Below are 25447 nucleotides of genomic sequence, written 5' to 3'. Positions count from 1 at the left end.
CGCTAACGCCATGCGCGTGGCCGGATGAGCTTGCCGCTTTCGCGCTGTTCTTCGGTATGTGCGATCCAGCCGATCACGCGCCCAAAGCCAAACAGTGTTTGGCCGGTTTTGGGTCGCAATCCGAGGCTTTTTTCCATGGCGGCCAGTGCGAAATCAATATTAGGATATAGCCCATATGTTTTTTCAACTTCTGATACGATCTCACCCCAACCTTCTGGCAAATCAAAATATTTAAGCAATTCCTCAGCGCGCGGATCTGTTTTGGGATAAATCGGATGACCAAAACCCGGTGGGTTTTTGATGGTTTTGATAAATTCAGCCTTTTCGTCGCCGGTTTTCATCGCAGCTCGCCCCACCCACCATCTTGTCATTGAGGTCATGGACCCATGCCGTGTTCCAGAAAAACTTGCTAGCGCTGCTAAGATACAGGCTTCGGTGCTTGCATGTGCTGAGGCTGCAACACGTGCGGTGTAAGCTGAGGGATTAAGCTCGTGATCGGCGCATAAAACCAGGCAACGCCGTGCAATGTCAGCAAAATCATCATCTTGAGAGAAATATTTTGCGAGTTGAACATGAAATGGTTCGTCTGCCAGCGTTTCGATCTGGCAAATGGCTGCAAGCAGAGATTTAAGGATAAACCCGTTGCGCTCTGTTTCTTCTAGCGGATAATTCGTCGTTAAAATATGTGTCGCTGCCGCTAACATCCGCACAAAGGCATTTTTGCCCTCGATAGGGACAAATTTGAAGTCTGGATCAAATTTCAGATCAGTGTTGATTAAGAGCTTGGCGACATTTTCATAAGTTGCCTCTTTGGACATCTCTATCGCATCATACCCTCTGTAATAGAGCTTTCCCTGATCAATGTGACTAATCTCTGATCGCAGAACCGGTTCACCCCAGCTTTGGGTTGATTTTGCAATTGCCCTGCGTGATCGACCACGTTTTTTGCTCGCTAGCAGTGTTTCAACATCATGCGCGTGATAAAGACTTTTGCGTGCATCGCCTTGTTGCGCATTGGCCCGCACCTTGCCGCGGCTCACATATGCATAGAGCGTTTGGCGTGAAATATTAAGGGTTTCACACACCTCTTTGGCGCTGAGTGTAAAGACATCTTGATCTTTTTTCATGTTGATTATGTTGATCAATCTTGACGATCTGTCAAGTTACGACGATTTTTTCATCAACAGTTCAGTTTATGAAAGGTGCTCTCATGGCTCTGATGAAACCCATTTTAGATGCTTTGAATTTTGCCGATGATTGGCGACAAGGCGAAATGATTCACGTGAAAAACGCTCATGCCATGTCATCTGACGTGTTTTCGGTGACATCCCTTGCCTCCAGTTCTATTGCTGCGGCTGGTCTTGCACTCGCGCATTATGCTTTTGGCGCGCAATATCGGGGTCGAATTCATGTTGATCAGCATCTGGCCTATCGCTGGTTTTCGAGTTCTGTGCGACCAAAGGGTTGGGCGTTGTCATCGCCTTGGGATGATTTGGCGGGAGATTATCAAACCCGCGGTGGATTTATTCGTTTACATACCAATGCGCCGCATCATCGCCAGGTCGTTACAAAAGTTCTGGGTGATTTGGATCGCGCAGGGATTGCGAATAAGGTTGCAAATTATCAAGGCGATGAACTTGAAACCATGATTGTTGAAAATGGCGGTGCGGCGGCAAGGATGATGAGTTCTGACGATTGGGCAATCCATCCGCAAGGTGTGGCATTGTCTGAAGAGCCGTTAATCGCTTGGCAGCATTTTATCGGTGGTGAACTTGATCATAAACCACGTCCAGCGCGCCCATTGGAAGGTTTAAAGGTTCTTGATCTAACGCGGATCATTGCCGGGCCAGTGGCGACGCGTTTTTTGGCTCATTATGGCGCCAATGTTTTGCGCATTGACCCCAAAGGTTGGGATGAGGGCGAACATATTATTGATATGATCCCGGGGAAAAATTGCGCAACGTTAGATTTGAAGTCTTTGGAAGATCTTACGCATTTAAAAACTCTGCTTTCACAGGCCGATGTGTTTATTCATGGTTATCGCGCGGATGCACTGGAACGTCTTGGTCTTGATGGACCAAGCTTAAGAGCGCTTAATCCGTCTTTGATTGATATTGCTCACAATGCTTATGGCTGGTCAGGCCCTTGGCGCAACAGGCGCGGATTTGACAGTTTGGTGCAGATGAGTTGCGGAATAGCTGCAAAAGGCATGGAAATATCTCATGGTCCTAAACCTCGTCCTATGAGCGTGCAGGCACTTGATCATGCGACGGGCTATCTCATTGCGGCTAGTGCCTTACGTGGTTTGTCTCGATTGCGCGATTTTGGTGAAGCCTCTTCTGCGCGTTTATCCCTAGCGCGTACAGCGGAACTTTTGAAAACCACAGCACAAGATCAGTTTGGTGCTGATCCGATGACTGAGACCATTGAAGATTTTTCGCCTGATATTGAAAAAACACCTTTGGGTCCTGTTAGACGATTAAAATCGCCGCTTCATATAGATGAGATCAAACCTTTCTGGTCAAAACCTACTGGCCTCTTGCATCAATCACGCGCTGAGTTTTAAGTAGCGTTTTGATGGTTGATCTCAGGGAGTGAATGATATGGGCTTAGAATTAAGCGATGAGCGGAAAACAGATATTGCGCGTGCCTTATGTGGGTTTTTCGCAGATGAGTTTGATCATGAGTTGAGCGAATTTCAATCATCAGAAGTTGTTGATTTCATGCTTAAACACATTGGTCCCAGTCAATATAATCAAGCTATTGGGGATGCGCGAAACTTTCTGATGGAGAAGATCGAAGAGCTTGATGTCACGCTTTATGAACCTGAGATCCGCTAAGTTCGCAAAATACAGCAAGGAATTTATTCCTTAAAATATGCTTGACTCTTTTTTGATCTTCTGGAATCTATATTAGAACAAATAGTGAACATTATAAAACGGGGTGAACGTGCAATGCGACAGCATCAAATGCGCGAAAGTCTGGCGCGTGAAGATTTAAATTGTCTTCGACACAAGATAGCTAAAATTGAAAAGCGATCTACAGCTCGCTTTGATAATACCTCGTTTGCGCAATCCGTTAAGTCAGACAAAGATAATGCACAAAATCTCGTTACGCTACCAAAACAATATGAAAGTAATAGGCATAATGAGGACATTCTTAAATTTGATGACCCAGCTTTAGATACCGCTTTATCAGGTGGAATTAATCTTGGTGCGTTAACAGAACTTAGATCCCAGGAAACGCGACAAACAGGTGCGGCAAGTGCCTTTACCTGGATTTTGGCGCATCAAATGCAGAGCTTTTTAAAGCAAAAGCATAATGAAGATTTGCCGATTATCTTTATCAGCGAAACATCATCGCGTCTTGAAGGTGGGCAAATATATCCACCAGGTTTGATCTCGCTCGGCATTAACCCTGCGACATGTCTTTTTATCCAGCCGCGCTCATTACATGATGCGCTTTGGGTTGCTGAATTGACGGCTAAACAAAAATCTGTTGCGGCAACCATTTTGGAAGTGAGGGGCAATCCGCAAAGTCTTGATATGGCCGGTACGCGGCGTTTGCATTTACGCGCACAAAGTTCGGGACGTCCGTTTTTCTTATTGCGGCAAGCCGGAGAAGAAGAGGCAACAGCTGCGCGTTTGCGCATTGGTGTGCAATCCGCACCGGCAGCATTGCGGGCTCTGCCATCAAAAAGGGCGTTTTCAAACAGTCTTTCAAACCCAGCCTTTCAGATCACCTTAGAAAAAAGCAAAAACCCAGCACCGCAATCATTCATTTTGGAATGGAACAATGACAGCCACTCTTTCACCGCAAGACCCAAGGACATCTCTTCCAACCCAGTCGATTTTTATCAAGAGCAACCGCCGGATATTGGCGGTGGCATTTCCCTATCTGGCAACGGATCGGATCAAGCGGCTGAGATGGGGCGCGTCGTGGCGTTCGGATAAAACACAAAGTGAGATAGCCAAATTTGCGCCCATGGTATGTGTGGCAAAGCAAAAGGGTGCCATGCGGTTGGCAGCTCTTGATATGACTGCTCAGGCGCATAAATTGCGCGAAGGCCAAGGTGTCACCGAAGCACGGGCGATATGCCCCGACCTTGATATCATTGCCAGCGATGATGCGGCGGATTTAGCCTTTCTAAATGCGTTGGCTGATTGGGCGGATCGCTATACGCCTCTCATTGGTCTTGATGCACCCTTTGGAAAGCCGCAAGGGTTGTTCTTGGATATTACTGGCTGCGCGCATTTATTTGGCGGTGAAGCTGAGATGCTGAAAGATATTATTTCGCGGTTTGATCAAATGGGAATTTACGCCCAAGGCTCGATTGCTCCCACGCCTGGTTTAGCGTGGGGGCTTGCTCGAGAAATGGCCCGAGAATTTAGCAGTCAATATGCGCTGCATGAGCATAAAGCAGAAACTGCGATCATGAATTGGGATAATTTTGAAGCGCGATTTCGTCAGTTTCCAATGGCCGCTTTGCGTTTACCGCTTGATATGTTGTTAGCGCTTGATCGTGTTGGGCTCAAAAAAGTTAAAGATATATTATCCGCGCCGCGCAAACCCTTGATGCGCCGATTTGGTCCTTTGCTTTTAAAACGTCTTGATCAGGCTTTGGGGCAGGAAGAAGAACCGGTCTCTCCGCGTTTGCCTGTCTCTGATTTATCAGTTGAGCGGCGATTGGCTGAACCTATTGGGCGGCAGGAGGATATTGAAACTTGTATTGAGCAATTATCAAATGCGCTGCGATCGGATTTGGAAAAGCGAGGTCAGGCGGGGCAAGAATTTATGCTCATGTTGTTTCGCATGGATGGCGTTGTGCGCAAAATTATGATTGGCCTTTCTGCTCCGTCTCGCGATGCTAAACGCATAAGAGCTTTATTTTCGCAAAAGTTAGCCGCGATCTATGATGAGGCAGATGCGGGTATGGGGTTTGAAACAATCAGACTTTGCGTTTTGCAGGCTGTTTTAAAATCCGATGTTCAAGATTCATTTGTTGATGGTCGGAATGTGCAAACAAGCATGCATCAATTAGCCGACCAAATTACTGCGCGATTGGGTGAAGATAGTGTGGTCAAATCTGTGTTTCATCAGAGTTTTATCCCTGAGCGTGCTGCATCTTTTATGCCGGTGATCCGACATTTCAAATATGATGATCAGATTGCTCAAAACCAATATTGCGACCGTCCAATTCGGTTATTTTCAAACCCTGAACCTGTTACTGCAATTGCGGAAGTTCCTGAAGGGCCACCTATCCGTTTTAAATGGCGCCGCAGTCAATATCAGGTGGCGCGCGCGGAAGGACCAGAGCGTATTGGTGCTGAATGGTGGATTGATGGCGAAAGCGCGCAAACGCGCGACTATTATCGCGTTGAAGATAAATCAGGGCGTCGCTTCTGGATTTTCCGTCAGGGTCTTTATGAGCGTGAAACGCATTTGTCACAAGGCCTTTTGCCAAAGTGGTTTATGCATGGATTGTTTGCGTGAATAGCACCACCACCCCTTATGCAGAACTTGGTGTTGCGAGTAATTTTTCCTTTCTAAAAGGTGCTTCGCACCCAGAGGAATTTATTGTTCGTGCAGCTAAGCTTGGGTTAACGCATATTGGTTTGGCAGATCAAAATACGGTTGCGGGTGTGGTGCGTGCGCATATGGCGGCTAAAGAAGCTGACATTATCTACCATCCCGGATCTCGCATTGTGTTTAGCGATGGCACATCTGATATTTTAGCTTACCCAAAAAACCGTAAAGGTTGGGGCAATTTATGCCGTCTTTTAACAGTGGGGAATTTGCGATCTGAGAAGGGTGATTGTCAGCTAACGCGAGAAGATTTAGCAGATTGGTCATCTGATTTATTGATATGTGTATTGCCCTGTCCAGAAGCGCATAATGATCCCGTGCGATTGAGTGATGAGCTAACCTTTTTAAAAGAGCATTTCGATGACAGGTTATACCTAGCGCTTATCCCATATTATGATGGGCATGATACTTATCGCTTTGCCTGTTTATCTGAATTATCTATTCAGGTGTCAGCTTTTTTAATGGCGACAAATGATGTGTTTATGCATGAGCATGGTCGGCGCCCATTGCGCGATGTTTTATCATCGATTGAGCATCACCAACCCGTTTACGATATGGGATTTTTATTGGCAAAAAATGCAGAGCGCCATCTAAAACCAAATTCGGAAATGAGCCATATTTTAAAAGCTTATCCTGAAGCTATTGCGCATTCAATTCAATTTGCGGAGCAGTTAAGTTTTTCGCTTGATGAATTGAAATACCAATATCCGGATGAGAAATTTGGTAAGGGGACACCACAAGAAACTTTGACAGAACTTGCCTATCAAGGCGCTCAAGAGCGTTATCCTGACAAAGTTCCGCAAAGCATTATCGATCAGATCAAACATGAATTGGCATTGATCAAAGAGCTTGATTATGCACCTTACTTTCTGACCGTATGGGATATTGTGCGTTATGCGCGCAGCCAAAATATTCTATGTCAGGGACGCGGTTCTGCTGCAAATTCCACCGTTTGCTATTGCCTACAGATCACCGATGTGAACCCCAACAAAGTTGATCTTCTGTTTGAACGTTTTATTTCACCAGAGCGCAATGAACCACCCGATATTGATGTTGATTTTGAACATGAACGACGCGAAGAGGTTATTCAATATATCTATCGCAAATACGGTCATGACCGCGCAGGACTTGCTGCAACAGTTGTCACCTATCGTGCACGTATGGCCGCGCGCGAAGCCGGCAAAGCATTTGGTTTGTCGGATGACGCCATTTCAGGATTGTCCGGTCTTGTTTGGGGTTGGTCGTCGAAAAGTCTCACCGAGCGCGAAGCTAAAGAAGCAGGGCTTGATATCAGAGATATGACGACGCGGCGGGTGCTTGATTATGCCTCGCAGCTGATTGGTTTCCCGCGTCATTTATCACAACATGTCGGCGGTTTTGTTATTACCAAAGACCGACTTGATGAGGTGGTGCCATTGATGAATACGGCCATGGAAGGCCGGACGATGGTGGAATGGGACAAAGATGATCTGGAAGCTTTGGGCATATTAAAAATTGATATTTTGGCGCTTGGTATGCTGTCGTGTCTGGCCAAAGCATTTGATCTATTAAGGACCAAATACGGTATTCATAAAACGCTGGCGGATCTGCAAGATGAAGATCAAACAGTTTACGACATGATCTGTGCGGCGGATACAATTGGTGTTTTCCAAATTGAGAGCCGGGCGCAAATGACCATGTTGCCGCGATTAAAACCACGTGAGTTTTATGACCTTGTGATTGAGGTTGCGATTGTCAGGCCCGGTCCTATTCAGGGTGACATGGTTCACCCATATTTGCGTCGTCGGCAGGGGTTAGAGCCGGTAACTTTCCCAAAGAAAGAATTGGAAGAGGTTTTGGGTCGCACATTAGGCGTGCCACTTTTCCAAGAACAAGCGATGAAAATCGCCATTGTTGCGGCTGATTTTACCCCCGGAGAAGCGGATAAATTACGGCGCGCTATGGCAACGTTCCGCCGGGTTGGAACCATCCATACTTTTAAGATGAAGATGATTAAAGGCATGGTTAGAAATGGATATGAAGAGGAATTTGCCGAGCGATGTTTCAAGCAAATTGAAGGCTTTGGCGAATATGGATTTCCCGAAAGCCATGCTGCATCTTTTGCGTTACTGGTTTACGCGTCTTGCTGGTTTAAAGCCTATTACCCGGATATTTTTGGCGCCGCTATTTTGAACTCCCAACCCATGGGGTTTTATGCACCATCACAGCTTATTCGGGACGCGCGCGAACATGGTGTTGATATAAGGCCGATCGATATCAATTATTCCACTTGGAATTCGATCTTAGAAGAGGGTTCATTTGAGCCATCGGCCATGGCAAAACCGCGGCGATCAATGGCCAAAACCATTCGGACAGACTATGCGCTTCGTTTAGGGTTTAAGCAGATTAAAGGCTTGCGCGAAAATGATATGGATAAGATATCTGAATGTCGTGATGGTGCTGATCAGGGTCCGTATGATTCAGTGCGAGACTTGTGGTTACGCACCGGGCTTTCACCCAAAATCATAGAGCGTCTGGCAGAAGCGGATGCATTTCGATCTATTGGTCTTGATCGGCGCGAAGCGTTATGGGCTGTTAAAGCGCTTGATCCAACTGTGCTTGATGATGAAGGGTCGCTCTTTAAGAAAGACCATGCGTTAATCGATAAAGAGGCCGAACTTAATCTGCCACGCATGCGGTTAAGCGAGCAGGTTATCAATGATTATCGCTATCTAAAATTATCACTGAAAGCCCATCCGCTTTCGTTTATTCGCCATCGATTGGCGGTTAAGAATGCTGTGCTGCATGAAGACTTGCCGCAGGTGAGAAGCGGGCGGAATATTTCTGTGTCGGGTCTGGTGCTTGTGCGCCAGCGTCCGGGTTCAGCTAAGGGGGTTATCTTTTTAACGCTGGAAGATGAAACCGGTGTTGCCAATGTGATTGTCTGGCCCAAGGTTTTTGAGCGTTTTCGAAAGTTGATTTTAGGCGGTAGGCTTTTACGGGTTCATGGCAAGTTACAAAATGAATCAGGTGTTATTCACATTGTTGCTCATAAAATTGAAGACCTGACATTTGAAATGGAAAGTCTTGAAACAAACCATGATGAAGATGGTGAAAAGGATCTCGACTTTATTAGACGGCGAAACTTAAAAGGCGTCACCAGCACTGCCTTAGCACAACATCATGGCTTGCGTTCAAAGCAAGCTGGTCAGGTTATGCCAAAGGGTCGAAATTTCCATTAAGCTTAAAGGATGTCTCGCTCTTTTAGGTCTTTGGCAAATTGCTCGGGCGAAGTGAACAATAAACCGTCAATACCAAGGTCGTTCGCAGCTTTGACATTGTCCAAAGTGTCGTCGATGAAAATACAATCCTCTGGTTTGAGTTGATTGCGATCAAGCAGAAGCTGGTAAATAGCAGGATTGGGTTTGATCATTTTGTGTTCACCGGAGACGATTGTGTCAATAAAGCTGTCGCCAAGATAAGGGAACCTTTCGCACGCGATGGGCCATTTTTCATGAGAGAAATTGGTAATTGCATAAAGCGGGACATTCTTTGATTTAAGTTCGGATAATATATCAACAGTTCCAGCAATTGGACCGGGAACCGTATCAGACCAATTTTCGTTAAACACTTTGAAGGCTTCTGTATAATGCGGAAATTTGGCGCTATGTTCTTTAACACCATCTATAAAACTTAGGCCACGATCCAGCTCAAGATTCCAACTAAAGAAATCAACTTCCTCAAGGAAGGTTTCAACCGCTTCTTGATTATTAAAGTGTTTTAAGAAGAAAGGGCGCACATCCCATTGGATGAGAACCTTGCCGACGTCAAAGATAATGTTTTTCATGAAAGACCAAATAATAAAGACAAAAAGATAGGATCAACTATCACTATCATGTGTCAGATATAAAACAATTTCGAAAAAATACGTAATCACAAGTAAAATATGCTGGTAGCGCTTGAAACAATGGTATATCAATTTCGCGTCTCGACAGATCTGTAGCACAAGTTCCTATTGACAAGATGCTATGTATTTATGATGCTGCGATATATCTTGTACGGAGTTCTAGTCATGTGCCTTTACTTAAATGAACCTCATAGAAATGGGCATGCCTATATATGAGCGACGCGGACTACAGCTTAATCGCTGACAACATTCACAAAAGCTTTGGAAAATTAGATGTGCTGAAAGGCATTTCACTTCATGCCAAACTTGGTGATGTAGTGTCGATCATAGGCAGTTCGGGTTCCGGCAAAAGTACATTTTTGCGCTGTATCAATTTCTTGGAAATGCCGGATAAAGGACGCGTTGTTTTGGATGGTGAAGAGGTGATCATCCGCAAAGATAAGAACAACAAAGCGCTTGGTGTGGATGAGAAACAAATTCAAAGATTGCGCAGCCAATTGGGCATGGTGTTTCAGGGCTTTAATTTGTGGTCGCATATGACTGTTTTGCAAAACCTGATTGAAGGTCCGGTTCAAGTGCTAAAAGTGGACAAAGATGAAGCTGAAGCGCGAGCGATGGACTATTTGAGCAAAGTTGGTATCGCCGACAAAGCCAATTCATATGCCAGTCAATTGTCAGGCGGCCAACAACAACGTGTGGCGATAGCCCGTGCGCTGGCGATGGAGCCGAAAGCTTTATTGTTTGATGAGCCGACATCAGCGCTTGATCCTGAACTGGTTGGTGAAGTTCTGCATGTCATGCAGGGTTTGGCCGAGGAAGGTCGAACCATGATTGTTGTGACCCATGAAATGGGTTTTGCACGAGATGTGAGTAACAGAGTATTATTTCTTCACAAAGGGATGGTTGAAGAAGAAGGATCACCTGAAGAGGTGTTTAATAATCCGAAATCGGAGCGATGCAGAGAATTTCTGGCGAGCTCTTATTAACGGGAAAATAATAAAGGAGAAAAACATGAAATTGATTAAACTTTTGGGCGGAGTTGCACTTGCTGCGGCATTTACAACATCTGCAATGGCTGATGGCCATGCAGTTCGTTTGGGAACAGAAGGCGCTTATGCACCATATAACTTCATCAATGATGCTGGCGAAGTTGATGGTTTTGAGCGTGAAGTTGGTGATGAGCTTTGTAAGCGCGCCGAACTTGATTGCACATGGGTGACCAATGAGTGGGATAGCATTATTCCAAACCTTGTATCTGGTAACTATGATGCGATTATCGCTGGTATGTCTATCACTGCAGAACGTGATGAAGTGATTGACTTCACGCAGGAATATTTCCCACCGGATCCATCAACATATGTTGCAGCTGCTGGTGCAAGCATGGATGCGATCAAAGGCAGCGTTGCTGCACAAACAGCAACTATCCAAGCAAGCTATGTGTCTGATAGCGGTGCAACACTTGTTGAATTTTCAACACCGGATGAAGTTGTTGCAGCTGTGAAAAACGGTGAAGTTGATGCAGCACTTGCTGATGATGCTTTCTGGCAGGACATTGTGAAAGCTTCAAATGGTGAGCTTGTCTTTATCGGTGAACCAATTGCAATTGGCGGCGGTATCGGCATGGGTATTCGCGAGTCTGACACTGAATTGAAGGATAAGCTGAATGCTGCAATTGATTCCATCAAAGCTGATGGCACATTGTCGACAATGATTGCCAAATGGTTCGATGGCCGTATGGTCAAATACTAATATAACGAATTGATGGGCCGCTATTTTAGCGGCCTTTCTTCTAAAATGGCTCGCTTTTATGTTTGAATACTGCGCAGATCCTAAAATTCTAGAAGGTTTCTCCTGGTGGTCCTGTTATTTGACAACCGGAAAACACATGAATTTCTATTTCAGTTTTTTAGTGGTCTTTTCGCTTTTGGCCATTTGCGTGCCGTTTATTTTATTATTTGGATTTACCGGTGCTTTAGCGCGACGTTCGCGAATTGCACCCTTTCGCTGGTTTGGCCTTGCATACACATCAATGGTGCGCGGCATTCCAGATATCATCTTTTTCTTATTTGTTCCGATCGCGCTCGATCAAGGCATTGAATATTTACGTCACCATGCAAAATGCTCGGAATGGACTGAACCCATTCGGCAGGGAAATGATTTTGTTGTGTGTGCGGCGGCAAAAATGCCGCTTGGTCCATCCCCGCAATGGGTGCACGAAACTTACGGGTTTTTTCTTGCTGCCTTGGCTTTTTCAATTGTGTTTGGCGCATTTGCAGCCAACACTCTCCATGGTGCAATGGGCGCGGTACCCAAAAATCAGTTGGAAACAGCTGCTGCCTTCGGCATGTCGCGAAAGCAGATATTCTGGCGCATTCACTTGCCACAAATGTGGGTTTATGCGTTACCGGGTTTATCCAATCTCTGGATGATATTGATCAAGGCGACGCCGCTTTTGTTCTTGCTTGGTGTGGAAGATATTGTTTATTGGGCGCGCGAGTTAGGCGGTTCAAAAACCGAACGTTTTGATTATCCCCATGGCGACTGGCGCTTGGGTTATTTCCTCGTATTACTTGTTTTTTACTTGTTGCTGTCATGGGTCAGCGAAAAGGTTTTTGCACGGCTAAACTTTAGAGTATCAAAAGGTCAGGCCATGATTGGAGGCCAAGCATGAGTTGTGCGCAAACGATTACCGATTATGGATTACGTGCGATTGGTTTGGGTGAGCGCGCCTTGCCGCGTGCCGATATTACGCTTTGCGAACAAGTGGTGTTGATCGGTTCGGGGCTCATCTGGAATGTTTATTTTGCGGTGATCGCATTGGGCTTGGGTTTCTTTCTAGCCTCGTCTGTGGCTTTTGCCCGCAATAGTTCCAATCCTTATGTTTGGCGGCCCGCCGCGTTTTTCATTTTTGTCATTCGCGGTTCACCATTATTCATTCAATTCTTCCTTTTATATGAAGCGTTCGTTTTATTGCCAAAACTTGGCTTTGACATCAATTTGGGGTTCATCGAAATAACGATAGAAACACGCTGGCTCACACGCGCCTGGCTTGGCGCAACTATTGTGCTGTTTTTAAACACAACGGCATATACAGCGCAGATTTTCTACGGAGCATTACGATCAGTTCCCAAAGGGGAGATTGAGGCAGGCAAAGCCATTGGCATGACCAAATCGCAAATTAACAAGCGGATTATCTGGCCGACAATGCTACGTTTGTCATGGGCATCTTATACCAATGAAGCGATATTTTTGCTCCATGCCACGGCGCTGGTGTTCTTTTCGAGTTTTCCCGCTTGGCGCCAACAAGGTGACGCGCTTTATTTCGCGAGTTATTTCGCCGATAAAACGTTCAACCCGTTTGTGCCTTATCCGATTATCGCAGGTTACTTTATCGTTTTAACGCTGATTGTGATTTTCATTTTTGGGTGGTTCAACCGTCGATTAAATCGTCATATCAGCAAAAATCACTAGCAGAGTTTAAACCACTTTGCAGGTGATGCTGCCAACACCTTCGACATGACCACGCATCTCATCGCCTTTGTTGACCGGGCCAACACCGGCAGGGGTCCCTGTCATAATGATGTCGCCGGCGGTTAGTTCAAATAGGCCTGACAGATAGGAAATTGTTTCTTCAATATTCCAGATCATCTGGTTCACGTCGCCAGATTGCTTTCGCTCTCCGTTTACATCAAGCCAGATCTCACCCTTTTCAATGAGCCTGCTTTTTTCAACTGGAACCAAATCTGAGCAAGGGGCTGAATGTTCAAAAGCTTTGCCAATTTCCCAAGGGCGGCCGAGCTTTTTCATCTCGCCTTGTAAATCTCGCCGTGTCATATCAATGCCAACTGCATAACCAAAGATGCAGGATTTCGCGTCGCTTAATGAAATATCCTTGCCGCCTTGTTTGAGTGCGACTACGAGTTCGATCTCGTGATGAACATCTGAGGTCTTATCTGGATAGGGAAAATCTGCATTCCCAAGAAGAACGTTGTTTGGGTTCTTTTGGAAAAAGAACGGAGGATCGCGATCAGGATCATGACCCATCTCGCGCGCGTGATCTGCATAATTTCGACCCACACAATAAATACGCCGGATTGGAAATTTTTGATCCGATCCTTTGATAGGAATAAAGCTCTGTGGCGCGGGTTCGAAAATGTAATCCATGAATGCAGATAAGTCCTTGTTGGTAATATCTGCTGCCATAGCATCAATTCAAGATTAGGAAAACAATCAAGTCGCTGTAGGTTTAGATTTCCATCTCGCCGATGATCGCTGCCCAACCTGCACCATGCATATCGCGATCGCGCATTGAACCCTGGATCTGTGGACGTGGCAGGCTTATTTTCAATACGTTGAGCGAAGCGATTTCAAATCTTTTCAAATTGGCTTCGTCAACGTCTAGAACCTTTGCAATATCGAGATTGTTCAACTTTTCGCAAACGTCTTGATAGACTGATTTCTCGCCACAAAAAATATCAATTGTCAGCCAAAAAGGTCCTGCGTTTTTCGAACGGACCTTTTCAACCTTATCTCTAAGCCGTGCCATTTTTCACCTCAATAACATCAAGCGAAAACGCATCCATTGGATGATCGAGTTGGAGAACATGATTGAGGCCAAATTCGTAAATTGGACCAACCTCGATTTCAGCCGGTGAAAATGGAAATGCAAATGTTGGCACTTCTTCTTCTTTGGTGAGTGGGTGATGCAAGAGATAGGGATTTAAAATTTTGCCGATTTCTTTGGCGAGCTCTGACGTTTTGGCTGTGACAATCCCCATTACACCGATTTCAGAAGCATCTTTGGTGTTTTTATCAATTGCGCCAAGGGTTGCATTTTTGCCGATTAGTCGAAGTTCAATATCAAAATCAGCATCGCTTAAAGCCAAGCGATCTTTTACCTTTGACGTGCATAAATCGTGAATATCTGATGTCCATTGCTCAACATGTTCCACATAGTGACTGTCTCTAACCAACGCCATGATCATGACTTGATAACCGGTAATGCGCGAGCCTTCGAGCTTAACTGTATAGTCTTCAGACGGCACCCATTTGGCACCTTCAACCCGCACGGACTTTTGATCAATGGCCGAATAGCCTGCGTCTGTCACATCCAAATGCCCACCGGGTTCATAAAGGATAAATGGGTTTGAATTTTCATAAAGCATATGCGCTGACACTGTATGAGGTGTTGCTTTTGCGTTGTCTGCCATTGGTGTGACGGTGAAACCTTCATGATCAAAGTCAACGAGAATGACACCCGATTGTGGGTTGGTTGCGCAAAGCGCACCGCATTCGGCAATTTTGGCTCCATGCCAAGCAGCGCCGGTATGGCAATTATTTTTGATCGGCAATGCGGCGATGATGGCCGTATCGGTTGTGCGCCCAGCAATGATGATATCAGCGCCAGTGTTGAGTGCTTCGGTGATCTGTTCAACACCAGCTAGTGCCACGATGTTTTCAAACGAACTTATGTCGTTTGCGTTTAAATCTGGTGCGTGTTCGAGGGGTGAAATTTTATTGTCGGTAAAGGCGTTTTGAATTTTGTCTTTATCTTGAGATGATTTTAAAACAGCGATTTTAACGTTCTGGCCGAGTTCTTGAGCGATTTCTTTGGTAATATCAACCAGCCAATCGACAGCGCTATCTGCACCGCAAGTGCCTGCAGTTCCGATGACAAGCGGCACATTGGCTTTTGCGCGTGCCTCCATCAAACCTTTCCATTCGATCTTGGTCGAGCTTCTGGAATATTTTGAGATACCGCGCCCTAAATAAGAAGGGCCGGAATCAGTAGATCCGCCATCAATAGCGATAATATCAGGCCCTGCAGCGATCGCGCGCTGCAGGGCCTCTTTGTCATAATTCAGGCCTAGTGCACCTGATGGTACGACGACTTTTGTCATAATTTAATCCGTAACCGCCTGTGGTTTTTTCAAGATATTGCGTAGGAACATGGGTGCAATGAAACCTGCAAAGGCTGCAACCCAAAGACCAATTGCGATCCAACTTGAGAAGAGGTAAGTGGCATCGCCATCAGACAATGTCATGGCGCGACGCAATGCATCTTCCATGTTTCCGCCAAGCAGAATACCGAGGATCACAGGTACCGTTGGTACATCGAGTTTTCGTAGGAAATATCCAAGGACACCAAAGCCAATCATCAGCAACAGATCAAAATAGCTTCCAGATAGCGAGTAGATCCCGACGAAAGAAATCATCGTAACGCCTGGCAACAGAACCCATGCCGGAACCGTGAGCACTTTGACGAATATTTTCACCATTGGGACATTCATCAAGAGCAATACAATATTGGCGATGAGGAGTGATGCGATCAGACCCCAAACTACATCTGGATTTTCGCGGAAGAGTGTTGGTCCGGGTGTAATGTTGAGCGTCATAAGCAGCGCGAGCAATACGGCCGTTGTGCCTGAGCCCGGTACACCCAACGTCAACATAGGTACCAATGCACCGCCCGCTGCGGAGTTGTTACCAGCTTCAGGAGCGGCAACACCTTTTGGAACCCCGGTGCCAAATCCACCTTTTTCGCCAGCGATTGATTTTTCCGACATATAGGCCATGAAAGAGCCTAATGATGCACCTGCGCCCGGGAGCACACCCGCGATAAAGCCAACAAGTGATGCACGTAACATGGTCCATCGTGTCGCCATGATGTCTTTCCACGGAATGCGGACTTTATCTAACACAACACCAATGGCTGAACCTTTGCCGTGGCTTTCAATGAAGAAGAATACTTCTGCAATTGCGAACAAACCAACAATTGCAACAAGGAAGTCAATTCCATCAAATAGGTGCAGATTGCCCCCGGTTAAACGTGGTAAACCAGATGAGCTATCAACGCCAATCATTGCGATACCTAGACCAATACAGGCAGCGATCGCGCTTTTTGCCTGATTGTTGGATGCCATGCCACCCAAGGTACAAAAGGCCAAAAGATAAAGTGCAAAATATTCAGCTGGCCCAAACAAAAATGCGACACGCGCTAGAACTGGTGCAAGCAGCATCAAGCCAATGGTTGCCAAAAATGCACCCACAAAAGATGCAACACCTGACAGCACAAGCGCATCTCCCGCGCGGCCTGCTTTGGCCATAGGGTAACCATCTAGCGTGGTCATCAATGCCGGTTCGTCACCGGGAATGTTTAAAAGAATGGAGCTGATGCGACCACCATACATGGCGCCATAATAAACTGATGTCATAAGGACAAGCGCGGCTGTGGCGTCAAGACCCAGGGTAAATGTGATCGGTATGAGAATGGCCACACCATTTGATGGCCCTAAGCCAGGAAGTGCGCCGATAATGGTTCCCAAGAAGCAACCAATAATCGCCAACATAAGCGTATAGGGCGAGAGCGCTACTGAGAATCCAAGCGCGAGATTGGAAAGAATATCCATGCTAGTGTCCGCCTACAAATGGAATGAGAATTGTCAGTGCGTCCCAAAGACCAGCAAGCGTGGGAATCTTATATGCCACGATGTTGCCAAGTCCTAATGCGTATTTAAACAGCGCAAATAATACCAGTGCCAAGCCGATGCCGCTCAAAATTGCGTTTTTAGCGTTAGGAGAAATTTGATAGCTGATAATTCCGGCCGCGAAGATGGTTGGTAAAATAAATCCTAAAGGCGTAATCATAACAGCATAAACAGAAAGCACTGCGACCGCGATTGCCATATTTATCCATGTTTGAGATTGCGGCCATTCTGGATTGGGATCTGGCTTAAAGATCAATACCAAAGATGAGATAGCGGCAACTGCACCGATTAAGAATGGAAAAAGTTTCGGAAGAAACTGACCCGAAAACAGATTTGTCTGAATCTGAGTGGCAGCCGCGATATACGCGACTGCAGTGATCAGGGTTATCAGACCAAAAATACGGTCTGAGGCCATTACTGGATAACTCCCAATTCTTTGGACATTGCATTGATGTCAGAAACCAGACCGTCAACATAGGACTGGAAGTCGCCACCAACTTTTGTAAATGGTGCTAGACCATTTGCAGCCATAGCTTCTGCCCATTCTGGGCTGTCAGCAACTTGTTGCAATTTCCCTGCCCAATCATTGAACTGGTCATCAGAGATGCCTTTTGGCACATAAAGACCACGCCAGTTCACAGCAACAACGTCATAACCTTGTTCTTTCGCTGTTGGGATGTCCTCAAAACCAGGAACGCGCTCGTCTGTTAGAACAGCAATCACACGAATGTCGCCATTTGCAAGGAAGCTTACGATTTCAGACATGTCACCAGTCATTGCTTGTGTAAAGCCACCAACTGTTTGCGTGATCGCATCTGCACCACCATCAACACCGATATATTTGACTTTGGTGATGTCAGTGAAGCCAGCTTCTTTAAGAACCATAAGTGGTTTTAGGTGGTCAAATCCGCCAACAGCTGAACCGCCAGCAAAGGCCACAGAACCCGGATCTGCCAAAATAGCGTCTACAAGATCGTTTAAAGACTGGTATTTGCTATCAGCAGCAACTGCAATTACCCCCGGGTCAGCACCGATAGCACCAACGAAGCGAACTTGGTCAGCTGTCATACCAGCATATGCGTTTTGTGCGAGGCGTGTTGTTGTTGCAGAAGATGCAGCAACGATCAAATCTGCATCGCTTCCGCGCTCACCCACAACGTGGTTGTAAGCCAAACCACCACCGGCACCAGGCATATTGGTGACTTGAACAGGTTTATCGACAGCTTTGATGTCATACATGATCTTACCGATTTGGCGACATGTGAAATCCCAACCACCACCTGGGTTAGCTGGAGCAATACATTCAGCTGCAATTGAAGTTGTTAGCATTGCAGCACTTAGAACCGCGCCGTATGCCGCGGTTTTCATAAATTTAAGGTTCATTGTTTCCTCCCAATGATAGGCACCGCGGTTTCGCGGAGCTGACGAAGCTAAACACACAAAACTGTCATCTAGCTGACAAGACCCAAAAGAATCATTTTGAAGAAAATTGTCGGGGTCTATATGTCAGTTTCCGCGCAGGGCTGTGTTCCATTGGGAGATGAAGCGAGAGCGTTTGACCTGATCGAGATAGGCGATTAAGCCCGGCCCAATTGATATTGGTCTAAGTTGGCTTCCCATCTTTTCTCGCAGCGTTGTTGCTGTGTTGTTGCCGAATACATCTGGATGTAATGCAGGTAGTTTCACATCACTTGCCATGACAGTTTGTCCGTCTTTGGACATTAAAAAAGACAAAAGCGTCTTGCCAAGTTCTGGATTTGCAGCAGCTTGAGGAATGAGCGCAATGCGTGACATAACGATTGTGTAGTCTTCTAGCATAATGATACCCAGATCAGGATTTTGCCGCACCCAATTCTCTGCGTAAGAGCCTACAATGTTATAGCCTAAAACAAATCGACCATCTGATACGCGCTCTAAGATAGATGAAGAGTTTGAATATAGTTTGACCCCCGTTGAACCCATTGCGCTGACCAGATCCCAGATATTGCGATTATGTTCTTGATCACGGGCGAGGATCAAAAATCCAAATCCAGATCGTTCAATGTCATAGGTTGCGATTTTACCGTAGATTTTATCATCATTGTTTTTAAGCAAGGCAACAAGATCGGATCTATTTTTTGGTGGGGAAATTTCTTCAAAGCTTGGCTTGTGATAAACAAGCACCGATGGTTCATATGTTAACCCGAACGCTGAATTTCGCCATTTCGCCCAGCTTGGCCAATTCTCGGTATCTGCATTAAAACTGGTTTGTGCATATCCGTCATTGACCAATTTCACTTGAAGATCCATTGCAGAAGATAAGACCAGATCAGCGGTTTTCTCACCATTATCGGTCTCGCGAATAACGCGCTCATAAATATCAAGAGATTGTAGGTCTTCATACAAGATGGCAACGTTTGGGTTTTGTTGTTGAAATGCCGCAATCAAAGGCTTGGAGGCATCTTCATCCAAAGACGAATACACAACAAGTGTCTGAACATTGGGGCTTTCACTGACGGCTGGAAACAAGGTTTGAGCTGCTGCAGGTGAAAAAGCAAGAAGGCTCGCGATGACGAATAAAAATTTGGTTTTCAAGAAAAACCCCTTCAAAAATCAATTTTACATTCAAAAAATATGTGTTTTATTGCAAGTTCGGGAGAGAGAATGCGTATTTTAGTCGTTGAAGACAATAAAAAACTTGGACAAGGTTTAAAACACTTGCTCAATGATAGCAGTTTTGTTGCGGATCTGGTGGAGGATGGCGATGGGGCTTTATCAGCTGCAGCTGCGTTTAATTATGATCTAATTATATTAGATTTGAGCTTGCCTGATATCGATGGTTTGCAGGTTTTGAAAGAAATTCGTGCGAAAAGAAGCCTCGTTCCTGTGCTTATATTAACTGCAAGAGGCGGGCTTGATGATCGCATTAAAGGGCTTGATATAGGTGCAGACGATTATATGTCAAAGCCGTTTGAATGGAGTGAGTTAGAGGCTCGTATCCGCGCCTTGTTGCGTCGGGCGCAGGCCGTTAAAACCTCGCAGTTAGAATTTGGTCAAATCAGTCTAGATTTAAAAACTAATCAGGTATTTGCCAATGAAAAATCCATTGAGTTACCCGCTCGTGAAACCAATGTCTTGCGTGAATTGTTGATTGCAAACGGGCGAATTTTATCTAAGTCCCGCTTGATCGAAACGCTATCAAGTTTTGATGAAGACATCAGCGAAAACGCTATTGAACAATATATTTCACGTTTGAGAAAGCGTCTGGTGACATACCGGTTGACCATCAAGGCAGCGCGCGGGTTGGGCTATTACTTGCAGACGCTAGACGAATAATATGAGCGGGCAATCGAAAGCATATTCACTGCGTCAAAGGTTGTTGGTTTGGCTGCTACTACCGCTGTTAATCATTGGCCTTATTTCGTTGATTGATGCTTATAATTCCGCACGCCTTACCGCGGATGATATTTCCGACAGGGTGCTTGCAGGTTCCGCGCTTGCTATTGCTGAACGTATTTTCGTCAATGATGATGGCGATTTAGATGTCGACATCCCATATGTTGCCTTAGAGATGCTCACATCGGCAGAAGATGATCGGGTGTTTTATAAAATTGAAGGTGAAGCTGGAGATTTTATTACCGGATACAGAAATTTAGATTTGCCGCAATCTGTCGATAGTTCGGAGAGCAGTCTTAAATTTTCAGATGCAGAATTTCGAAATTTCCCAATTAGAATTGCAGTTTTGGAAGGGGCTGCATCTTCAAGTCAACATTCGCTTGGTTATCGGTTGGCGATTGCTGAAACGACCAATGCACGCAATAAAATGGCGCAGGAAATTTTAATAAGATCAGCGATCCGCCAAGGGTTTCTTATCCTAACCGCAGCAATAGCGGTTTGGTTTGCGGTGACCCGTGCGTTACGGCCGCTTTACACAGTTCGCGATGCAATAGGGCGGCGCAGCTCCGATGACTTGCGGCCAATATTACATGCAGTGCCAAACGAGATTAAAGGGTTGGTGACAACAACAAACGATCTTTTGAGCCGGATTGGCACAAGTATTTCCGCGATGCGAAATTTTACTTCCAATGCCAGTCATCAATTGCGCACACCACTTGCTGTTATGCGAACGCAGGCTGAAATTGCGCGTCGCGCAAAATCAGAAGTTGATCGGGATAAGGCGCTTACCCAGGTGGATGATGCGATTAAAGATTCTGAAAAAATGATTTCACGCCTTATGGTTTTAGCGCGCATTGATTCCGGTGAGTTGGAGAACTTGCCAGATCTTAATTGCGATATTGCTGAAACCTGTAAAATGGTTTGTGCTGATATTATTGCCCTGCAGAATATCGGCAATATCGATTTAGGTTATGAAGGTATCGATCATCTTTTAATCAAAGGTGATCCGGTATTATATCGCGAAATGCTCCGTAATTTGGTGGAAAATGCGGTAAAATATGGCGGTAATGATATTCATATCACCGTGCGGTGCCTTAATGTTGAGGGAACGTGCCACCTTGATATTGAAGATGATGGTATCGGCATGTCGGCGCAGCAAAAAATTGATTTAATGCAACGCTTTTCAAGTGGCGAATATTCGAAAAATGGATCGGGTTTGGGTTTGCCCATTGCCCGAGATATTGCTCACTTGTTTGGTGGAGTGATGGAGCTTAAGGATCGCGATATGGGATCAGGTCTCGTTGTAGCGCTTAAATTTCCGCTTTATACTGAGGCTTGATATAAGGGCTTGGTAAAATCTTTAAGGAATAAATCATGGTGAATACGGACCTTTTGAAAGCGCTGGATTTTATAAAATCTGGAAATTATCAAACGGGTGCTGATCTTGAGGCGGCCCATGCGATCTGTCAGGCTGGGGAAGGCATGGCAGAATATGATTGGGTTCATGCTTATGTTCACCGAATTGAAGGCGATAGCTTCAATGCTGATTATTGGTATAAACGTGCTGGCAAGCCGCCGTTTGATGGCAGTTTCGACGAAGAATGGCTTGAGATAAAGTCCGCTTTGACTTGATGCGCGGGTCAATCCGATTTATGGGTGAGACAAAGAAATAATCAGATGGACTTTTTGAGGAGCAAATAGATGCAGTGTGTCTTTGTGCAAATTAGATGCAAGCCCGGTACGGGGTACAAAGTGGCTGACGAAATTGTCGCTCGAGAGGTTCATTCGGAGTTATATTCGACCAGTGGTGATTATGACCTACTCGTCAAACTCTATGTCGATAAAGATGTCGATATTGGTAAATATATCAATGATAATTTGCTCGACATTGAAGGTATCGAACGCACCTTAACAACGCTGACGTTCAAGACGTTTTAATTCTAGGCATCCAACAAAATAAAGGCTTTATGTAATGGCTGATTATACTCTGGCCTTTCTCCTCGTTTTGGCTGTTGCCATGTTGTGCACGGGTGCGATTGCAGGCGTTCTGGCGGGTTTATTGGGTGTTGGTGGCGGAATTGTCATCGTGCCAGTTTTATTTATTTTATTCGATTATTTGGATATTCCAGCGCAGATCAGCATGCATGTTGCTGTTGCAACGTCGCTTGCGACTATTATTCCTACTTCGATTTCTTCGGCCAGGTCTCACCATAAAAAGGGCTCGATCGATATCGATATGTTAAAATCATGGGCACCATTGATTTTCATCGGCGCTGCGATCGGTGGGATCTTGTCTAAATATTTGGCCTCATCCAGTTTGACGCTGATTTTTGGCGTGATCGCATTGCTGGTATCCATTAATATGGCTTTACCCAAGAAGCTCGTAATTTCAGAAACTCTGCCAAAAGGTGTTTTGGGTAAGGGATTGTTACCGAGTTTTATTGGCGGGTTTTCAGCCCTTATGGGAATTGGTGGAGGGACATTGTCTGTACCGATCTTATCGGCGTTTTCATTTCCAATTCACCGGGCGGTGGGCACTGCATCTGCTTTTGGTTTGGTGATTGCAATCCCGGCCGTGATTGGATTTATTTGGTCCGGTTGGTCAGCAGATCTCCGACCACCCTATTCGTTTGGATATGTCAGCATTCCAGCGGCTGTTTTGATCTTTTCGGTAAGCGTATTTACCGCACCTTTGGGTGCAAAACTTGCTCACAGCCTTAATCCAGCCAATTTGAAAAAAGCTTTTGCGCTGTTTTTGTTCATCACGTCACTACGCATGTTGTGGGTTGGGTTGAGCTAATGAGCTCAAAGTCAAACTTAGATACGTATTAAGCGCAGTACAATTCGTAAAGCGTTTGCATAACGGCAGAGACTTCGCGTCCTTGCAGCGAATAATATATTGTTTGGCCGTCACGCCTTGTTTCAACAAGTTCCGCGTCACGTAATTTTTTTAAATGATGTGACATGCCAGGTTGCGACATGCCGACCTCTCGAGATAATTCGAGTACACTTTTTTCACCCGACAATAAGATGCACAAAATTCGCAATCGCGCGGGTTGCGATAGCATTTCCATGAGTTTGGACGCCTGTTCAAATTTGGGCTCCATTTCGGTCATGTCGAACTGCATAAAAAATCCCTTGCATATTTGTGATTGTTTATATAAAAGATGTTTTATATATTGGCAACAACAATTTTGTATTTGCGTTTTAGATTTATTATAGGTGCATATTGGATTACTCAACAGAATTTACACCATGGGCATCACTAGGCGGTGGTGTTCTCATTGGAATTTCCGCCGTATTATTGATGGCCGTTCGAGGACGAATTGCTGGTATGACCGGCATATTATCAGGCCTCATTCCTCCATTTTCATCGGACTGGTCTTGGCGTGCTGCTTTTCTCATCGGGGCTATCATTGCACCAATGGGATATATATTAGCAGGCGGTATTGTGCCATTTGCAGTTCCGGTCTCAACTACAGCGCTTGCCTTTGGTGGGTTCATTGTAGGCGTTGGGGTTTATTATGGATCCGGCTGTACATCAGGGCATGGTGTGTGCGGTATGGCGCGTTTATCTCCGCGATCCATAGCGGCAACCGTTGTTTTCATGATCGCCTGTTTCATCACCGTTTTTGTTATTCGCCACGTGCTTGGGGGTTAATGTCATGAAACTATTTATCACTTTACTTATTGGAATGATTTTCGGCTTGGGGATTGCTATTTCTGGCATGGCAAATCCAGCGAAGGTCTTAAACTTTTTCGATCTGGCTGGAACTTGGGATCCAAGTTTGATTTTTGTCATGGGTGGCGCGCTGATCACGACAGCCATTGGCTATCAAATCATCTTTAAAACGCGTACATCGCCATTATTGGATGTCGCTTATATGGTGCCATCAAGTAAGGATATCGACACGCGTCTTGTCATTGGCTCAGCCACATTTGGTGTTGGTTGGGGTATTGCGGGATTTTGCCCGGGCGGCGCAATCCCGGCAATTGGTCTTGGCTATAGCGAAACATTTATGTTCATGTTTGCTTTAATTGCTGGTATTTTTGTTGCCAGATTGCTCAACACTAAAATAACTGCACAGGCTGCTTAAACCTTGCGATAAACTATTCGTAAGTCGACGTAAAATTGACGAATTGAGGACAGATAAATGAGTTCATACCCGATTGATATCAGCATTAAGCCTGAGGTTAAGGCGTTTTTTGATGAGGCGACGAATACGATCAGCTATGTGGTGAAAGATCCCTCGTCCTCATCATGTGCGATTGTCGATTCGGTTATGGATATTGATTATGCGGCCGGGCGTATCACCTATGAACATGCCGATAGGATGATATCATATATTGAAGAAAACTCGCTGCAGCTTGAATGGATTATCGAAACCCATGTGCATGCGGATCATCTATCAGCTGCGCCTTATATTCAAAATAAATTGGGCGGCAAGGTTGGTATCGGTGATAAGATCATGGTCGTTCAGGAAACGTTCGGCAAGGTCTTTAATGAAGGCACTGAGTTTCAAAGAGACGGCTCGCAATTTGATGCTTTGTTTAAAGATGGCGATACTTACACAATAGGAAACATGCAGGCATTCACTATCTATACGCCCGGCCATACGCCGGCTTGTATGGTTCATGTCATGGGTGATGCAGCCTTTGTGGGTGATACGTTGTTTATGCCTGATGGCGGTTCCGCGCGGGCAGATTTCCCGGGCGGTGATGCTGGTGAACTTTATGATTCAATCATGAAAGTTCTGAGCCTTCCTGAAGAAACGCGGCTCTTTATGTGTCATGATTACGGTCCCAATGGTCGCGAGATTATGTGGGAAACAACTGTTGGCGATGAGAAGCGTGATAACATTCATGTCGGGAGTGGCAAAACAAAAGAAGAATTTGTGAAGTTTCGGACCGAACGAGACGCGCAATTGGCCATGCCAAAACTGATTATTCCTTCCTTGCAGGTCAACATGCGTGCTGGTGAAATCCCGCGTGATGATGATGGTGACCCCATTATCAAAGTGCCAGTTAACAAGCTTTAGCCGACAAAGCTAATTTTTATAGTTTAAAAGGCTTTGTGGTGGCATAGTCACCCAAACGGCTTTGTCTTGTCGAA

The 25447-nt window shown here is 45.4% G+C and carries 27 protein-coding genes; 17 read left to right on the top strand and 10 right to left on the bottom strand.

Annotation, left to right across the window (positions count from 1 at the left end; genetic code table 11):
• Positions 1–2 precede the first annotated feature (2 nt).
• Positions 3–1127 (bottom strand): citrate/2-methylcitrate synthase, encoded by a 1125-nt coding sequence (locus tag ACZ1GZ_RS02835; protein ID WP_472666911.1) that lies wholly within the window; start codon positions 1125–1127, stop codon positions 3–5.
• 83 nt (positions 1128–1210) lie between these two features.
• Here ACZ1GZ_RS02835 and ACZ1GZ_RS02830 point away from each other — a divergent pair, with 83 nt between their 5' ends.
• The 5 genes from ACZ1GZ_RS02830 (at position 1211) to ACZ1GZ_RS02810 (ending at position 8807) form a co-directional block, all read left to right on the top strand.
• On the top strand, positions 1211–2566 hold the full coding sequence (locus tag ACZ1GZ_RS02830) for a CoA transferase (protein ID WP_472666910.1): 1356 nt from the start codon (positions 1211–1213) through the stop codon (positions 2564–2566).
• A 37-nt stretch (positions 2567–2603) separates the two neighbouring features.
• The gene (locus ACZ1GZ_RS02825) at positions 2604–2840 is read left to right on the top strand and encodes a DUF2164 domain-containing protein (protein ID WP_472666909.1); all 237 of its coding nucleotides are present in this window, start codon (positions 2604–2606) and stop codon (positions 2838–2840) included.
• A 114-nt stretch (positions 2841–2954) separates the two neighbouring features.
• Positions 2955–3953 carry an ImuA family protein gene (locus tag ACZ1GZ_RS02820; protein WP_472666908.1) on the top strand — a complete coding sequence of 333 codons (999 nt, stop codon included), beginning with the start codon at positions 2955–2957 and terminating at the stop codon, positions 3951–3953.
• The gene (locus ACZ1GZ_RS02815; RefSeq protein WP_472666907.1) at positions 3883–5493 is read left to right on the top strand and encodes a Y-family DNA polymerase; all 1611 of its coding nucleotides are present in this window, start codon (positions 3883–3885) and stop codon (positions 5491–5493) included. Before ACZ1GZ_RS02820 ends, ACZ1GZ_RS02815 begins: the two co-directional genes overlap by 71 nt.
• Positions 5490–8807, top strand: a complete 3318-nt coding sequence (locus ACZ1GZ_RS02810; RefSeq protein WP_472666906.1) for an error-prone DNA polymerase — start codon at positions 5490–5492, stop codon at positions 8805–8807. Before ACZ1GZ_RS02815 ends, ACZ1GZ_RS02810 begins: the two co-directional genes overlap by 4 nt.
• 2 nt (positions 8808–8809) lie before the next feature.
• Here the strand turns inward: ACZ1GZ_RS02810 and ACZ1GZ_RS02805 are convergent, their stop codons facing one another.
• Positions 8810–9412 carry an HAD family hydrolase gene (locus ACZ1GZ_RS02805; RefSeq protein WP_472666905.1) on the bottom strand — a complete coding sequence of 201 codons (603 nt, stop codon included), beginning with the start codon at positions 9410–9412 and terminating at the stop codon, positions 8810–8812.
• 272 nt (positions 9413–9684) lie between these two features.
• Between ACZ1GZ_RS02805 and ACZ1GZ_RS02800 the strand changes: the two genes are divergently transcribed.
• From ACZ1GZ_RS02800 to ACZ1GZ_RS02785, 4 genes are all read left to right on the top strand, one after another.
• On the top strand, positions 9685–10458 hold the full coding sequence (locus ACZ1GZ_RS02800) for an ABC transporter ATP-binding protein (protein WP_472666904.1): 774 nt from the start codon (positions 9685–9687) through the stop codon (positions 10456–10458).
• Positions 10459–10483: 25 nt separating this feature from the next.
• A complete protein-coding gene (locus ACZ1GZ_RS02795; RefSeq protein WP_472666903.1) occupies positions 10484–11221 on the top strand; it encodes a transporter substrate-binding domain-containing protein in 738 nt (245 codons plus the stop codon).
• A gap of 136 nt (positions 11222–11357) precedes the next feature.
• Entirely contained in the window at positions 11358–12143 is a 786-nt protein-coding gene (locus tag ACZ1GZ_RS02790; protein WP_472666902.1) for an ABC transporter permease, read from the top strand.
• Entirely contained in the window at positions 12140–12943 is an 804-nt protein-coding gene (locus tag ACZ1GZ_RS02785) for an ABC transporter permease (RefSeq protein ID WP_472666901.1), read from the top strand. Before ACZ1GZ_RS02790 ends, ACZ1GZ_RS02785 begins: the two co-directional genes overlap by 4 nt.
• Before the next feature lie 6 nt (positions 12944–12949).
• Here ACZ1GZ_RS02785 and ACZ1GZ_RS02780 read toward each other — a convergent pair whose 3' ends face one another.
• The 7 genes from ACZ1GZ_RS02780 to ACZ1GZ_RS02750 form a co-directional block, all read right to left on the bottom strand.
• A complete protein-coding gene (locus ACZ1GZ_RS02780) occupies positions 12950–13636 on the bottom strand; it encodes a fumarylacetoacetate hydrolase family protein (protein ID WP_472668214.1) in 687 nt (228 codons plus the stop codon).
• 82 nt (positions 13637–13718) lie between these two features.
• On the bottom strand, positions 13719–14018 hold the full coding sequence (locus ACZ1GZ_RS02775) for a DUF4387 family protein (protein WP_472666900.1): 300 nt from the start codon (positions 14016–14018) through the stop codon (positions 13719–13721).
• The gene (locus tag ACZ1GZ_RS02770; protein ID WP_472666899.1) at positions 14005–15372 is read right to left on the bottom strand and encodes an acyclic terpene utilization AtuA family protein; all 1368 of its coding nucleotides are present in this window, start codon (positions 15370–15372) and stop codon (positions 14005–14007) included. The genes ACZ1GZ_RS02775 and ACZ1GZ_RS02770 overlap by 14 nt, the downstream gene beginning before the upstream one ends.
• Before the next feature lie 3 nt (positions 15373–15375).
• On the bottom strand, positions 15376–16881 hold the full coding sequence (locus ACZ1GZ_RS02765; RefSeq protein ID WP_472666898.1) for a tripartite tricarboxylate transporter permease: 1506 nt from the start codon (positions 16879–16881) through the stop codon (positions 15376–15378).
• Between the two features lies 1 nt (position 16882).
• Positions 16883–17374, bottom strand: a complete 492-nt coding sequence (locus tag ACZ1GZ_RS02760; RefSeq protein WP_472666897.1) for a tripartite tricarboxylate transporter TctB family protein — start codon at positions 17372–17374, stop codon at positions 16883–16885.
• Positions 17374–18342, bottom strand: coding sequence for a Bug family tripartite tricarboxylate transporter substrate binding protein (locus ACZ1GZ_RS02755; protein WP_472666896.1), 969 nt, complete (start codon positions 18340–18342; stop codon positions 17374–17376). The genes ACZ1GZ_RS02760 and ACZ1GZ_RS02755 overlap by 1 nt, the downstream gene beginning before the upstream one ends.
• Before the next feature lie 123 nt (positions 18343–18465).
• On the bottom strand, positions 18466–19533 hold the full coding sequence (locus tag ACZ1GZ_RS02750; protein ID WP_472666895.1) for an ABC transporter substrate-binding protein: 1068 nt from the start codon (positions 19531–19533) through the stop codon (positions 18466–18468).
• A gap of 69 nt (positions 19534–19602) precedes the next feature.
• Here ACZ1GZ_RS02750 and ACZ1GZ_RS02745 point away from each other — a divergent pair, with 69 nt between their 5' ends.
• The 5 genes from ACZ1GZ_RS02745 to ACZ1GZ_RS02725 all read left to right on the top strand — a co-directional run bounded on the left by ACZ1GZ_RS02745 (position 19603) and on the right by ACZ1GZ_RS02725 (position 23134).
• Positions 19603–20274, top strand: coding sequence for a response regulator transcription factor (locus ACZ1GZ_RS02745; protein WP_472666894.1), 672 nt, complete (start codon positions 19603–19605; stop codon positions 20272–20274).
• Between the two features lies 1 nt (position 20275).
• Positions 20276–21673 carry a sensor histidine kinase gene (locus tag ACZ1GZ_RS02740; protein ID WP_472666893.1) on the top strand — a complete coding sequence of 466 codons (1398 nt, stop codon included), beginning with the start codon at positions 20276–20278 and terminating at the stop codon, positions 21671–21673.
• A 35-nt stretch (positions 21674–21708) separates the two neighbouring features.
• On the top strand, positions 21709–21966 hold the full coding sequence (locus ACZ1GZ_RS02735) for a hypothetical protein (RefSeq protein ID WP_472666892.1): 258 nt from the start codon (positions 21709–21711) through the stop codon (positions 21964–21966).
• 69 nt (positions 21967–22035) lie between these two features.
• A complete protein-coding gene (locus ACZ1GZ_RS02730) occupies positions 22036–22272 on the top strand; it encodes an Lrp/AsnC ligand binding domain-containing protein (protein WP_472666891.1) in 237 nt (78 codons plus the stop codon).
• Between the two features lie 34 nt (positions 22273–22306).
• The gene (locus tag ACZ1GZ_RS02725) at positions 22307–23134 is read left to right on the top strand and encodes a sulfite exporter TauE/SafE family protein (protein WP_472666890.1); all 828 of its coding nucleotides are present in this window, start codon (positions 22307–22309) and stop codon (positions 23132–23134) included.
• 28 nt (positions 23135–23162) lie between these two features.
• On the opposite strand, the gene ACZ1GZ_RS02720 is transcribed toward ACZ1GZ_RS02725, so the two are convergent.
• On the bottom strand, positions 23163–23462 hold the full coding sequence (locus tag ACZ1GZ_RS02720) for an ArsR/SmtB family transcription factor (protein ID WP_472666889.1): 300 nt from the start codon (positions 23460–23462) through the stop codon (positions 23163–23165).
• Between the two features lie 101 nt (positions 23463–23563).
• On the opposite strand from ACZ1GZ_RS02720, the gene ACZ1GZ_RS02715 reads away from it, so the two are divergent.
• The 3 genes from ACZ1GZ_RS02715 to ACZ1GZ_RS02705 are packed head-to-tail and all read left to right on the top strand — an operon-like array spanning position 23564 to position 25373.
• Positions 23564–23995: a YeeE/YedE family protein gene (locus tag ACZ1GZ_RS02715; protein WP_472666888.1), complete on the top strand. Its 432-nt coding sequence runs from the start codon at positions 23564–23566 to the stop codon at positions 23993–23995.
• Between the two features lie 4 nt (positions 23996–23999).
• The gene (locus ACZ1GZ_RS02710) at positions 24000–24431 is read left to right on the top strand and encodes a DUF6691 family protein (protein WP_472666887.1); all 432 of its coding nucleotides are present in this window, start codon (positions 24000–24002) and stop codon (positions 24429–24431) included.
• A gap of 57 nt (positions 24432–24488) precedes the next feature.
• Positions 24489–25373: an MBL fold metallo-hydrolase gene (locus ACZ1GZ_RS02705; protein WP_472666886.1), complete on the top strand. Its 885-nt coding sequence runs from the start codon at positions 24489–24491 to the stop codon at positions 25371–25373.
• Positions 25374–25447: the final 74 nt, after the last annotated feature.

The sequence above is a fragment of the Lentilitoribacter sp. JB5-8 genome, assembly GCF_055693385.1.
Note: the sequence above shows the minus strand (reverse complement) of the source record. Positions and strands in the feature narration are given on the sequence as shown.

Bases quoted from the DNA above. Each gene is read 5' to 3' on its own strand.
- ACZ1GZ_RS02825 (WP_472666909.1), top strand. From the start codon at position 2,604: ATGGGCTTAGAATTAAGCGATGAGCGGAAAACAGATATTGCGCGTGCC.
- ACZ1GZ_RS02805 (WP_472666905.1), bottom strand. From the start codon at position 9,412: ATGAAAAACATTATCTTTGACGTCGGCAAGGTTCTCATCCAATGGGAT.
- ACZ1GZ_RS02740 (WP_472666893.1), top strand. From the start codon at position 20,276: ATGAGCGGGCAATCGAAAGCATATTCACTGCGTCAAAGGTTGTTGGTT.
- ACZ1GZ_RS02835 (WP_472666911.1), bottom strand. From the start codon at position 1,127: ATGAAAAAAGATCAAGATGTCTTTACACTCAGCGCCAAAGAGGTGTGT.
- ACZ1GZ_RS02820 (WP_472666908.1), top strand. From the start codon at position 2,955: ATGCGACAGCATCAAATGCGCGAAAGTCTGGCGCGTGAAGATTTAAAT.
- ACZ1GZ_RS02755 (WP_472666896.1), bottom strand. From the start codon at position 18,342: ATGAACCTTAAATTTATGAAAACCGCGGCATACGGCGCGGTTCTAAGT.
- ACZ1GZ_RS02785 (WP_472666901.1), top strand. From the start codon at position 12,140: ATGAGTTGTGCGCAAACGATTACCGATTATGGATTACGTGCGATTGGT.
- ACZ1GZ_RS02765 (WP_472666898.1), bottom strand. From the start codon at position 16,881: ATGGATATTCTTTCCAATCTCGCGCTTGGATTCTCAGTAGCGCTCTCG.
- ACZ1GZ_RS02775 (WP_472666900.1), bottom strand. From the start codon at position 14,018: ATGGCACGGCTTAGAGATAAGGTTGAAAAGGTCCGTTCGAAAAACGCA.
- ACZ1GZ_RS02725 (WP_472666890.1), top strand. From the start codon at position 22,307: ATGGCTGATTATACTCTGGCCTTTCTCCTCGTTTTGGCTGTTGCCATG.
- ACZ1GZ_RS02730 (WP_472666891.1), top strand. From the start codon at position 22,036: ATGCAGTGTGTCTTTGTGCAAATTAGATGCAAGCCCGGTACGGGGTAC.
- ACZ1GZ_RS02795 (WP_472666903.1), top strand. From the start codon at position 10,484: ATGAAATTGATTAAACTTTTGGGCGGAGTTGCACTTGCTGCGGCATTT.
- ACZ1GZ_RS02790 (WP_472666902.1), top strand. From the start codon at position 11,358: ATGAATTTCTATTTCAGTTTTTTAGTGGTCTTTTCGCTTTTGGCCATT.
- ACZ1GZ_RS02720 (WP_472666889.1), bottom strand. From the start codon at position 23,462: ATGCAGTTCGACATGACCGAAATGGAGCCCAAATTTGAACAGGCGTCC.
- ACZ1GZ_RS02745 (WP_472666894.1), top strand. From the start codon at position 19,603: ATGCGTATTTTAGTCGTTGAAGACAATAAAAAACTTGGACAAGGTTTA.
- ACZ1GZ_RS02830 (WP_472666910.1), top strand. From the start codon at position 1,211: ATGGCTCTGATGAAACCCATTTTAGATGCTTTGAATTTTGCCGATGAT.
- ACZ1GZ_RS02780 (WP_472668214.1), bottom strand. From the start codon at position 13,636: ATGGATTACATTTTCGAACCCGCGCCACAGAGCTTTATTCCTATCAAA.
- ACZ1GZ_RS02705 (WP_472666886.1), top strand. From the start codon at position 24,489: ATGAGTTCATACCCGATTGATATCAGCATTAAGCCTGAGGTTAAGGCG.
- ACZ1GZ_RS02710 (WP_472666887.1), top strand. From the start codon at position 24,000: ATGAAACTATTTATCACTTTACTTATTGGAATGATTTTCGGCTTGGGG.
- ACZ1GZ_RS02800 (WP_472666904.1), top strand. From the start codon at position 9,685: ATGAGCGACGCGGACTACAGCTTAATCGCTGACAACATTCACAAAAGC.
- ACZ1GZ_RS02770 (WP_472666899.1), bottom strand. From the start codon at position 15,372: ATGACAAAAGTCGTCGTACCATCAGGTGCACTAGGCCTGAATTATGAC.
- ACZ1GZ_RS02735 (WP_472666892.1), top strand. From the start codon at position 21,709: ATGGTGAATACGGACCTTTTGAAAGCGCTGGATTTTATAAAATCTGGA.
- ACZ1GZ_RS02760 (WP_472666897.1), bottom strand. From the start codon at position 17,374: ATGGCCTCAGACCGTATTTTTGGTCTGATAACCCTGATCACTGCAGTC.